This window comes from Limnospira sp. (assembly GCF_051859755.1).
In the GTDB taxonomy this organism is placed as follows: Bacteria; Cyanobacteriota; Cyanobacteriia; order Cyanobacteriales; family Microcoleaceae; genus Limnospira; species Limnospira fusiformis.
Map to the genome: position 1 here is coordinate 1 of NZ_JBIMLI010000159.1, position 9,800 is coordinate 9,800.

11 protein-coding genes and 1 pseudogene are annotated in these 9,800 nt (G+C 42.1%); 7 read left to right on the forward strand and 5 right to left on the reverse strand.

The window, feature by feature from the left end; all coding sequences use genetic code 11:
- Positions 1-68, forward strand: a pseudogene (locus tag ACTIE0_RS20555) (zinc ribbon domain-containing protein); the annotation flags it as partial.
- A 77-nt stretch (positions 69-145) separates the two neighbouring features.
- Here ACTIE0_RS20555 and ACTIE0_RS20560 read toward each other — a convergent pair.
- The gene (locus ACTIE0_RS20560) at positions 146-598 is read right to left on the reverse strand and encodes a pentapeptide repeat-containing protein (protein WP_199325023.1); all 453 of its coding nucleotides are present in this window, start codon (positions 596-598) and stop codon (positions 146-148) included.
- On the opposite strand from ACTIE0_RS20560, the gene ACTIE0_RS20565 reads away from it, so the two are divergent.
- Positions 567-1,157: a YraN family protein gene (locus tag ACTIE0_RS20565; protein ID WP_006670472.1), complete on the forward strand. Its 591-nt coding sequence runs from the start codon at positions 567-569 to the stop codon at positions 1,155-1,157. The two genes, ACTIE0_RS20560 and ACTIE0_RS20565, sit on opposite strands and share 32 nt — an antisense overlap.
- A gap of 42 nt (positions 1,158-1,199) precedes the next feature.
- Here ACTIE0_RS20565 and ACTIE0_RS20570 read toward each other — a convergent pair whose 3' ends face one another.
- Entirely contained in the window at positions 1,200-1,589 is a 390-nt protein-coding gene (locus ACTIE0_RS20570) for a hypothetical protein (RefSeq protein ID WP_006670471.1), read from the reverse strand.
- 327 nt (positions 1,590-1,916) lie between these two features.
- Here ACTIE0_RS20570 and queA point away from each other — a divergent pair, with 327 nt between their 5' ends.
- Positions 1,917-3,044 carry a tRNA preQ1(34) S-adenosylmethionine ribosyltransferase-isomerase QueA gene (gene queA / locus ACTIE0_RS20575; protein ID WP_006625292.1) on the forward strand — a complete coding sequence of 376 codons (1,128 nt, stop codon included), beginning with the start codon at positions 1,917-1,919 and terminating at the stop codon, positions 3,042-3,044.
- A 58-nt stretch (positions 3,045-3,102) separates the two neighbouring features.
- On the opposite strand, the gene rpmF is transcribed toward queA, so the two are convergent.
- Together rpmF and ACTIE0_RS20585 are read right to left on the reverse strand one after the other, a co-directional pair.
- The gene (gene rpmF / locus ACTIE0_RS20580; RefSeq protein ID WP_006618712.1) at positions 3,103-3,279 is read right to left on the reverse strand and encodes a 50S ribosomal protein L32; all 177 of its coding nucleotides are present in this window, start codon (positions 3,277-3,279) and stop codon (positions 3,103-3,105) included.
- Between the two features lie 133 nt (positions 3,280-3,412).
- Positions 3,413-3,916, reverse strand: a complete 504-nt coding sequence (locus ACTIE0_RS20585; protein ID WP_035759515.1) for a 2TM domain-containing protein — start codon at positions 3,914-3,916, stop codon at positions 3,413-3,415.
- A 139-nt stretch (positions 3,917-4,055) separates the two neighbouring features.
- Between ACTIE0_RS20585 and ACTIE0_RS20590 the strand changes: the two genes are divergently transcribed.
- The 3 genes from ACTIE0_RS20590 to ACTIE0_RS20600 all read left to right on the forward strand — a co-directional run bounded on the left by ACTIE0_RS20590 (position 4,056) and on the right by ACTIE0_RS20600 (position 7,921).
- Positions 4,056-5,204 (forward strand): AAA family ATPase, encoded by a 1,149-nt coding sequence (locus ACTIE0_RS20590; protein ID WP_006670469.1) that lies wholly within the window; start codon positions 4,056-4,058, stop codon positions 5,202-5,204.
- A gap of 10 nt (positions 5,205-5,214) precedes the next feature.
- Positions 5,215-5,826 (forward strand): protein kinase family protein, encoded by a 612-nt coding sequence (locus ACTIE0_RS20595; RefSeq protein ID WP_006670468.1) that lies wholly within the window; start codon positions 5,215-5,217, stop codon positions 5,824-5,826.
- Positions 5,827-5,968: 142 nt separating this feature from the next.
- The gene (locus tag ACTIE0_RS20600) at positions 5,969-7,921 is read left to right on the forward strand and encodes a methyl-accepting chemotaxis protein (protein ID WP_006670467.1); all 1,953 of its coding nucleotides are present in this window, start codon (positions 5,969-5,971) and stop codon (positions 7,919-7,921) included.
- 55 nt (positions 7,922-7,976) lie between these two features.
- On the opposite strand, the gene ACTIE0_RS20605 is transcribed toward ACTIE0_RS20600, so the two are convergent.
- Positions 7,977-8,825, reverse strand: coding sequence for an alpha/beta hydrolase (locus ACTIE0_RS20605; RefSeq protein WP_006670466.1), 849 nt, complete (start codon positions 8,823-8,825; stop codon positions 7,977-7,979).
- 147 nt (positions 8,826-8,972) lie between these two features.
- Between ACTIE0_RS20605 and ACTIE0_RS20610 the strand changes: the two genes are divergently transcribed.
- Complete coding sequence (locus tag ACTIE0_RS20610; RefSeq protein ID WP_006625286.1) at positions 8,973-9,677, forward strand: RibD family protein; 705 nt, start codon at positions 8,973-8,975, stop codon at positions 9,675-9,677.
- The last annotated feature ends 123 nt before the right edge of the window (positions 9,678-9,800 follow it).

Below are 9,800 nucleotides of genomic sequence, written 5' to 3' on the forward strand. Positions count from 1 at the left end.
CTGTTACCTTAACGGGTAATAGTGCTATCGTCGCATTGTCCGGGAACAACCGGAAAAATGTCGCGTAAATGTATCAGATAACCTAGGATTCGCAATGGCTTCTCAGGTTATCCCTGTTGTTTGGTCTGCTGATAGAGAGTTTAATTTAATCGCAGTAGAGAGTCTCGCGGGTATCGCGTCCCGTGACTGGATTTGTACCGTCCGCCACTTCACAAAGCAGTTGTTGCTGATCTCGACGCAACATGACATCAGTAAAATCAGCCCCAGTAATAATCGCCCCACGGAAATCCGCATTGTAGGCGTAGGCTTCCTCCAGCAAAGCATTAGTGAGATTAGCCCTAACTAACCGCGCCGTGTCTAGGGTAGCAAGACGTAAATCAGCAGACTCTAGGTTAATATCCTGCATTTTCGCCCCAAATAGGCTAACTCCCCGTAGGTCGGTATGACTGAAATTGCTACCCTGTAGGTTAGCAAAATCAAACTCGGAGTCCTTGAGGTCCTGTCCTGAGAAGTCCACGCCTATCAGATTGCGTTTTTCGTAGTTTTCCGCGATCGCCACAGTAGGTATGGTAATAGTAGCTATTATTGCCCAACCCATCCCTAAAATTAAAGCGATCGCAGCTATACGCGAGAGAATTGTCCTATTGATTATCCTGGGAAACGAGAAACCCATACCTTTTGATCTATCTATCCAAAAATCTATAATTGAGTTTACTGTAATGTCGCGTCATATAGGAACATTGGGAGAACAACTGGTCGCGCAATGGTTACAACAAACAGGCTGGCGGATTTCATACCATCAATATCATTGTCGTTGGGGAGAAATCGACCTGATTGGTCATCGAGAAACCACCATAATTTTTGTAGAAGTCAAAACCCGCAGTCGCGGAAACTGGGACGCAAACGGTGCTTTAGCCATTACGGCGACCAAACAAGCCAAACTGATCCGAACTGCAGAACACTTTTTAAGCACCCATCCCCATTTCAGCAATCATCCTTGTCGATTCGATGTCGCCCTAGTTAGATGTAAACACCAGAACCCAGCAGCACAGAACCCGACTAAAGAATCATCTCAGATTGTGACACCCGGTAAACCCATCGACATAGAAGCCTATCAGCTTACCCTAGAAGACTATATCGAATCAGCTTTTCCCTGAGCGAAATCGGCGCAACTTCCAGCCCAAAAATCAAGTTAAAGATCAGGCTAAAGCCTCTGGACAATACCCCAGACCCCTAACAAACTGAGTGCGGAATGTTTCAATATCCTCTCGGTTTGGGCTACCATGAGAAACCACCGCCACCTGGTAGCGACGCATCACACTCAAGGGAGATTGTCCCGTTTCCAAGGCCCACAAAGCCATCTGAATGCGAATGTCGGGTTCATAGGGAATCCCCAATTCGTACATAAAAGCCCTAAAATCACCGTGTTGGTGGGGCGTTAAATATTCACTCATCTTAACTTTGACGATCCAGCCGTCAATTTGATGAATCACGGTCATAAACTTGACCGGAAGCTGAGTTTCACCCCTAAGAAAATCAACAACTCTCAGTGTTAAACTCGTATTGGCAAGGTAATATAGATATTCCATTCCGTTTTTCTCCCGCGTCTTGCTGTCTCCCCCACCCGCTTGCAACTCCTCAATGGTCAAGGACTTGTTACCCACTGCTGCGACAGTGCAATAGTTATTAGGGTATCGGTTACTAGGTTTCGAGTGTCGGGTGTTAGGTCTCAGCCAGAGGCTTTCAGAAAAATTCCTTACTCCCCGTTCTGGTGTTCCCTATTCCCTGTTCTGTATTTCCTGTTTTGACAAGGCTATACTTATATCATTGCGGGATCTTACCCCTTTTAATAGGGGGAAAACACCCAATCTGATCTGGGGGATTCTACCCAAGTTTACCCCAGATCAGCGATTTTAGTGTTGGGATTGACAGAAGTAGTGGACAAATTAGATAGAACTTTGCAGGGGTATGACTATGAATTACCTCCCGATCGCATCGCCCAAAATCCAGTAATCCCTAGGGACTCATCCCGCCTGTTAGTGGTGGATTCGCCGCCGTCCCATCAACACCGTTTATTTCGGGATTTACCCGATTTATTGCAACCAGAGGATTTACTGATTCTCAATAATACCCGTGTACTCCCCGCCCGTCTCTACGGTCGCAAGAGTACCTCGGCGGCGATCGAGATTTTATTGCTACAGGAACAAGCCCCAAACTGTTGGTTAGCTTTGGTCAAGCCCGGAAAACGGTTTAAGATAGGCGATCGCCTAGAGTTTCCCTCCAAATCTGGCCGCGAAATACTCTATGCTACTGTTATTGATACCAACCCCGGTACGGGCGGAAGGTTGCTCAAGTTTGAGGTTCCCCAAGGTCAATCTTTGGTTTCCATTTTAGATCAATTTGGCGAAATCCCTTTTCCTCCCTATGTTACTGATTCTCAGGCTGTGGCGGAACAGTATCAAACTATTTATGGGACGCGCCCTGGGGCGGTAGCTGCACCCACCGCCGGGTTACACTTTACAGAAGAACTATTCCAACGACTTTCAGACCACCACATTGATCATGCTTTCCTCACCCTTCATGTGGGGTTAGGGACTTTTCGCCCCGTAGAAGTTGAGGATATTACCACCCACCAAATGCACGCCGAATGGGTGGAATTGCGCCCGGAAACCGTCGATAAAATTAATCAAACCCGCGCCCGTGGTGGTCGCATCATTGCCGTGGGAACTACGGTAGTGCGGACCTTGGAAGGCATAGCAGCCGCCCAAAATTCTCTCGATGGCTGCATTCAACCCTACTGCGGGGAAATTAACCTATTTATTTATCCTGGCTATCGGTGGCGGGTCATTGATGGACTGATTACTAATTTTCACCTACCGCGATCGAGTTTACTGATGTTGGTATCGGCTTTAATTGGTCGCGAAAGACTGATGAAATTATATCAGGATGCCTTAGAACAACCGCCCAATGATTTCGGGAACCGATATCGCTTTTACTCTTTTGGTGATGCTATGTTGATTCTGCCATCAGCGGTTCAAAAATAACCCCAAAGCCGGACATCAACACAAACTGACATCCGGCTTTTGAACCAACATCCCGGGGTTATTCCTCGTCGCCCTCCTCATCATCTGTCGGATAGACGAAACTTGCGGATCGACCTGTAAGGACCGATTTACCTAGGGATAAGGCTTTTTCGGCTTGGACTCTAGCTTTGCGCTTCCAAGTCGCTTTTCGCATATTCCGCTTTGATTTAGAGGTTCGTTTCTTTGGAACAGCCATGACCAGATTAAACTCAAATTTAACAAGACAAACTCTGATTGTATCATATTCGGCGACAATATGGCATCGGCTACCCGAAACCCCTAACCCCAACCCGTCAGCTAAACCCCAATACCCAATTCATTGATAACTATTATGATTGAATGCCCTTAATGACGCGATCGGCAATCATTCCTAGGGAGTTTCCTAGCTGCTTTTTCAGCCGCCATTTGGCAAAGTCTTTATCGTATGCTTCTCCCTGAGTTTGATAGGCTTTCCAGGCTTGCAAACTCAATCCTAGACCCCATAGTAAAGCGATCGTTAAAGCAAAAGCCATACCCTGGGTAGTCACCAGATTTAATAAAATCAGGAAAGAGTTAACGATCGCATATTTAACAGCATCTTGCCGTAATTTTTGCCGACGTTCCTGATTAAATACCTGTTTTTCGGTTAACTCGACTTTCCGAGTCTGCCATTCCAATTCTGCCGCCTGTAAATTTTCCGGGCTAATTCCCAACTCCATTGCCATTTCCTCCAACTGGGTGCGGGTGAGTTCCCCAGTTTCTTGACCGCGTGCCATGGCAATTTGTAAAATTTCCTGGGCATCTTCTTGTTGAATATAAGTGGGACTGATGTTGGTATTTAGATTATTTTCCATAGCCAATGTCTGTATAACTGTTCTCATAACTGCGATTTTAGCAAGTTTTGAGTAAACTTGAGCAGTCGCCACCGTCTCCGATTATCCAGTCACCGCAGATATATTCAGTTATACTATAGCCAAAATTATGGTCATTTAGATGATTATATCACACATAATCCTGAAAAATTGGCGCAACTTTCGTGCGGTTGAGGTGGACTTATGCGATCGCATATTTATAGTAGGTCCAAATGCCTGTGGTAAGTCTAACTTTCTCGATGCTTTCAGATTTTTAAGGGATTTAGCCAAACCCGGCGGCGGTCTGCAAAAAGCGGTAAGCGATCGAGGTGGAGTTTCTAAAATTCGGAGTCTTTCCGCGCGTCGTTATCCTAATGTAGAAATCGAAATCCATCTATCCCAAGCCAATGGGACAGCACCCCTTTGGAAATACGCCATAGGATTTAAACAGAGGAAAGGTGGGAAAAATGAACCCATTATTGCTTATGAAAAAGTCTGGCATCACCACCAACAAATTATCAACCGACCTGATCAAGATGATCAACGAGATGAGTTAAGACTTACCCAAACATATTTAGAGCAAATTAATGCCAATGCCCAATTTAGAGACATTGCCAAATTTTTAGAATCGATTTTATACCTACATATAATTCCCCAATTAGTTCGCCACCCCGAAGCATTTGCTACCCCCGGACTTTCCGAAGATCCCTTTGGCAGAAATTTTTTAGAAAGGGTAGCTAAGACACCCGAAAAAACTCGCAGATCACGACTCAAAAAAATTGAAGAAGCCCTCAAGTTAGCTGTCCCCCAGTTAAAAAATTTAACTGATACTAAAGATGAAATGGGTGCCCCTCATTTAGAGGCGATTTATGAACATTGGCGACCCCAAGCCGGAAAACAAAGGGAAGACCAATTTTCTGATGGTACATTAAGACTAATTGGACTACTCTGGTCTTTGTTAGAATCGGATTCCTTATTATTACTAGAGGAGCCAGAATTATCATTAAATTCGGGAATTATCAACCAGCTACCTGCCCTAATATATCGACTACAAAGGTCTAAAAAAAGGCAAGTTATTATTACTACCCATAGTGCCGATTTACTTTCAGACCAGGGTATTGGTGGCGAAGAAGTTATCTTAATGATACCTAAGCCGGAGGGAACCGAAGTTAAAATTGCTTCTCATGATGACAACATTAGACGGTTATTAGAAGGAGGTTTAACTATAGCAGATGCTGCATTACCTCAGACCGTCCCCCCTCAAATTCAACAACTAAGTTTATTCTCATAACTTGATAGAAATGAAAGATATTCCCATTAATTTAGCCTGTGAAGATGTATTAAGTGAAGCAGTGTTAAAAAAAATGCTTCAGCATTCTCAACGTCCTTTTTGCATTGGTGGTTGTTTTTGCAAAAACGGATATGGTTATCTCAAAAAAAACTTGCCTGGATTTAATAATGCAGCTAAAGGAATGGCTTATTTGGTCTTAACTGATTTAGATCAATATGAATGTCCCTTGGCGATTATTAATGAATGGTTAAAATCTCAGCCTAAACATCCTAATATGCTTTTTAGAGTAGCCGTGAAAGAAGTAGAGTCATGGTTGCTGGCTGATCGAGAAGGATTTGCTACATTTTTAGGTATTTCACCCAATTTAATTACCATGGATGTTGATAACATAGATGACCCGAAACAGTATTTAATCAACCTCTGTCGTAAATCCAGAAAGAAAGCCTTAAAAGATGCCATTGTCCCTAAAGCGAAAAGCACTGCTAAAGTAGGGAAAGATTATAATAATCCACTGATTAAGTTTGTGCAAAAATCATGGCAAATAGAAGGGGCTAAGGTTAATTCTCCTAGTCTAAGGCGGGCCATGGATGTAATCATAGCGTTTCAGCCTACATGGACTTAATACAAACTCATCACTGGGGTGAGCAAATTTTACCAAAACTTTACATATTAAATAAGCACTGGGATAAAGCCAACATAATGGTTATGCTATAATCACAGCAAATCATCACAGAACCCTCAATCCTTAATCAATTCATATAATTATGTTAAACTCCCATAGCCCAAATAAACCAAACTCTCAGTTTACCCTCAAAAGTTCTCTGACCAGAAAAACCTTATTTCAGATTACTGTATGTGCAGCTTTAATGGTGACGGTTAGTGCGATCGCTAATTATATGCAAGCGATATCAGCATTGAGAAATCAGAAATTAACGCAACTAGAAGAGTCTGTGGTGGAAAGAGTAGCCAGAGAACAGCAAATCTTTGATTTAGCGGCGGATAATCATGCTATCCTGAAATCGGAAATTCTGAGGAAATTTGCACAACCAGCCCCCGCCAATTTAGAAGAGGAATTTAATAATTTATTGATCCGATACCCGGACGGCGTTATCCGTAACAACCCCGCCAATTTTGATGGTCAACGTCAGGCGGGAGTGTATATTGATAAATCCTTAGAAATCACCCCAGAAATTCGTCGTAAAGTCATTGATTTACAAAGGTTAATCGAATCCTACGGTAGTGCGTGGCATAATCGTTTTGATAGTACCTTCATTATGACCCCGGAGAATATTACTATTGTTTATTGGCCGCAAGTTCCTAATTATGTTCAAGAAGCTGATGCTAACTTTTATATGCCCCAAAAACCAGAGTATTTAGTCGCCACTCCTGAGAATAATCCTCAAAGAAAAACCGTTTGGACTACACCCTATTATGAACCAGTCAGTCAGCTTTGGTTAGTCACGGCTTCAACCCCCGTTGATTATAATGGTCAAACCATAGGAACTCTTGGTCATGACATCACCCTAAATCAGTTAATCGAAAGAACAGTTAATAATCATATTGAAGGAGGATATAACCTAATTTTTAGAGGAGATGGTCAGTTAATCGCTCATCCCGACCTCATAGATAAAATTCAAGATAGCACTACTACAGTTAAGATCCAAAACTTGCAGGATAGTAACTTAATGAATATATTTAAATTAGTGAAAAATGCTCCCCCAAATCAATTTATCATACCTAATTATCAAGATGATCAATACCTAGTTTTTCGCCAAATGCCTGGTCTTAACTGGTATTTTGTTACGGTTTTTCCTCGGTCTATTTTAAGAAAACAATCCCTAAATTTTGTGCTGACAAATATCCTGATTGAAGTGATTTTACTATTATCATTAATGGTCTTAGTTTGGGTGGTTTTAAAACGACAAGTATCGGCACCATTGCAACAACTAATTAATGCGACTCAGAAAATTTCCGCAGGTGATTATAATGTGTCTCTTGCAGATGATAGAGAGGATGAACTAGGTTTTTTGGCTCACTCTTTTAACTTAATGGCTGCGGAGATATCTAATAGAAACAAAGAATTACAAGGAACATTACAAAATCAAAAAATGTTAGTGCATGAAGTCACGATAACTATGAATGAGTTAAACAGTTCAGCTAGGGGTTCGGCTGAACAGGCTTCTAAGGCAGCAGTAGCAGCTAAACAGGTATTATATTTGATTAAAGGTGATCACGAATATGCGGATAGTTATTACCATGATTGTTTACAAGAAACGGTGAATAAACTTGCCGATAAAATCTCGGATTTAAACAATAAGATTGTCCAAATTGGCTTAATATCTACTATGGTCAGTAATTTCGCGAATCAAACTAATATATTGGCTTTAAATGCTGCGGTTGAGGCGGTACAAGCTGACCATAATAGTGGACAAGGATTTAATGTAATCGCGAATGAGATTCGTAAACTGGCTGATCAAAGTAAATCCTCAGCGGCAGAAATTAACAATTTAGTACATGATCTTAAAAAAGCGATGAGTTCTACAGTCCGAGTCACAGAGGAAAGTCAAACCGGATTTAATGAGGTGGTTAATGGGATTAACAGTATAGTAGAAAATTCTCAGACTATTTCTCTCAATATTAATCAGCAATCAGTAGCTATTGAACAGGTTTTAGAGATGATGAATGATTTAAATGTCAATTATGAAATTCCCAGATAAATCGGGTTAAATTGATGGGGCGATCGCTTTTAGACCCATGATAGATAAAATTGTTTTACAGACTTTCCAAAAATTTCTTGATGGTTTCCTGATAGCGATCGCCTCCCATTTCTTTGACATGATTGTGATCAGCATCAGGAATCATCAGCAATTGTTTGGGTTCAGGACAAGCCTGGTATAACTTCTCACTCATACTGGCGGGAACCAACTCATCAGCGGTCCCGTGTGTGAATAAAATCGGCATTTTCAATTCCCGAACTTTCGCAATAGAATCAAATTTTTGATGCAATAACCAATTAATTGGAAAAATTCCATATTGTTTCTTTACCTTGACCATATCGAGGATAGAAGTAAAGGAACTTTCGATAATCAATCCGGCAATTTCTGGGTGTTTGGTCGCCAATTCAATAGCGATCGCACCTCCCAAAGAATGCCCAAATACGACAATTTTATTGGGGGAAATTTGCCGCTCATTAACCAAATAATTAAAAGCTAACTCGGCATCTTCATAAACTTGTTTTTCACAGGGAAAGCGATCGCTACTACAACCATAACCTCGATAATCTATCAACCACACGGAAAATCCCAGATTATGAAATTGTTTGGCATAGCCTAAATTACCACCAATATTACTACTGTTTCCATGCAAATCAAAAATCACCATGTCGGAATCGCCAGGAATCCACCAACCATTAATCTGTTCACTTTCTGATGTGGAATCGGGGAATTTTAACCAAACCTCTTGATATGGCATACCTAACAAATCGGGAGTTTTTTCAATGGTCTTAGATGGGAAAAAAATCAACCGATTTTGAAACCAAAGTAACCCAACACAGATAACGAGATAGCTAACTATAGTCAGGACAGTGATAATTAAGATAGCTTTAGGGAACAATGAAATCATAGAATTAAATCTGATGTCTATTTTCGGAAATTAATGCCGATCTGTAGATCATGGCTAGTATATCTAAACTAGATCTACTGTCTTGCATCTGGTGAGACCCTGTTTTAAGATCACTAATGGCAAGTTGAGAGCCAAAACTAGGCGCTTATGGATGAGATAATTCCAACCACCCGACCCTACACTACTGTTATTTTAGCCATGAGTGCGGATGGCAAAATTGCTGATCCGATGCGATCGCCTGCCAGATTTGGCTCTAATGCCGATATAATTCACCTAGAACGACAAATTGCCCAAGCCGACGCTGTACTGTTCGGAAACGGCACTCTCGCCGCCTATGGAACAGTTTTAAGGGTGTCTTCAACAGAATTGTTAGGCGCGCGGGAAAAAAACGGAAAACCCCCCCAACCAGCTCAAATAGTCTGTTCCGCATCAGGAAAAATTAACCCAACCCTCAAATTTTTTCAACAGCCTGTTCCCAAATGGTTACTGACCACATTCTTAGGGGGTCAGCCTTGGAAACGATTTTCCGACCACTTCGACGAAGTGATCGTCGCTGACGACTCCAATGGAGTGATCACCTGGTCAGAAGCGTTACAGCAACTGAGAGACCGAGGTATACAGAAACTAGCGGTCTTAGGTGGTGGTCAGCTAGTGGCATCTTTAATGGCTTACCATGCGATCGATGAGTTTCAACTCACAGTCTGTCCCCTAATTTTGGGGGGAACCACATCACCCACTCCCGTGGACGGAGAAGGATTTTTATCTCGCTTCGCACCCCATTTACAATTGTTGAGTGTCCAACAGGTAGATGATGAGGTATTTCTGCACTATCGGGTTAAATCTGCTCTATAAAACTTAAACAAAACCGGACATAGCCCGATATTGATGTTTATTTCTGGCTTCGTCCGGGACTGTCGGCAGCACCCCGTCCACAAGTGTAATCGTCGGAACCAGGCGATTTTTCTAAATTTATAC

Bases quoted from the DNA above. Each gene is read 5' to 3' on its own strand.
- ACTIE0_RS20565 (WP_006670472.1), top strand. From the start codon at position 567: ATGGTAATAGTAGCTATTATTGCCCAACCCATCCCTAAAATTAAAGCG.
- ACTIE0_RS20560 (WP_199325023.1), bottom strand. From the start codon at position 598: ATGGGTTGGGCAATAATAGCTACTATTACCATACCTACTGTGGCGATC.
- ACTIE0_RS20570 (WP_006670471.1), bottom strand. From the start codon at position 1,589: ATGGAATATCTATATTACCTTGCCAATACGAGTTTAACACTGAGAGTT.
- rpmF (WP_006618712.1), bottom strand. From the start codon at position 3,279: ATGGCTGTTCCAAAGAAACGAACCTCTAAATCAAAGCGGAATATGCGA.
- ACTIE0_RS20585 (WP_035759515.1), bottom strand. From the start codon at position 3,916: ATGGAAAATAATCTAAATACCAACATCAGTCCCACTTATATTCAACAA.
- ACTIE0_RS20590 (WP_006670469.1), top strand. From the start codon at position 4,056: ATGATTATATCACACATAATCCTGAAAAATTGGCGCAACTTTCGTGCG.
- ACTIE0_RS20595 (WP_006670468.1), top strand. From the start codon at position 5,215: ATGAAAGATATTCCCATTAATTTAGCCTGTGAAGATGTATTAAGTGAA.
- ACTIE0_RS20600 (WP_006670467.1), top strand. From the start codon at position 5,969: ATGTTAAACTCCCATAGCCCAAATAAACCAAACTCTCAGTTTACCCTC.
- ACTIE0_RS20605 (WP_006670466.1), bottom strand. From the start codon at position 8,825: ATGATTTCATTGTTCCCTAAAGCTATCTTAATTATCACTGTCCTGACT.
- ACTIE0_RS20610 (WP_006625286.1), top strand. From the start codon at position 8,973: ATGGATGAGATAATTCCAACCACCCGACCCTACACTACTGTTATTTTA.